Source organism: Streptomyces bambusae, from assembly GCF_020532645.1.
GTDB lineage: Bacteria > Actinomycetota > Actinomycetes > Streptomycetales > Streptomycetaceae > Streptomyces > Streptomyces bambusae.
The window spans coordinates 1-315 of the sequence record NZ_JAJAUZ010000163.1 but is presented as its reverse complement, the minus strand read 5'-3'; the positions used below and the strand labels follow the sequence as shown (position 1 = coordinate 315).

The 315-nt window shown below is 71.7% G+C and carries 1 protein-coding gene; it reads left to right on the top strand.

The window, feature by feature from the left end; genetic code table 11:
• Positions 1 to 315 (top strand): acyl-CoA carboxylase biotin carboxyl carrier protein subunit (locus tag LG634_RS37650; RefSeq protein ID WP_226741056.1); only part of this gene is annotated, 315 nt, incomplete at both ends.

The window sequence follows — 315 nt, the reverse complement described above, 5'->3', positions numbered from 1 at the left end:
GGTCTCCCTCCCCTCGTCGCTGGGCATGACCCTGGCCCGTACGGCCGCGGCCGGCGGCGCCAAGCCCAAGCGGCGCGCGGCGAAGAAGTCCGGCCCCGCCGCCTCCGGCGACACCCTCGCGTCCCCGATGCAGGGCACCATCGTCAAGGTCGCGGTCGAGGAAGGCCAGCAGGTCGCCGAGGGCGACCTCGTCGTCGTCCTCGAGGCCATGAAGATGGAACAGCCCCTCAACGCCCACCGCTCCGGCACCATCGTGGGACTCAACGCCGAAGTCGGCGCCTCCCTCACCTCCGGCGCCACCATCTGCGAGATCAA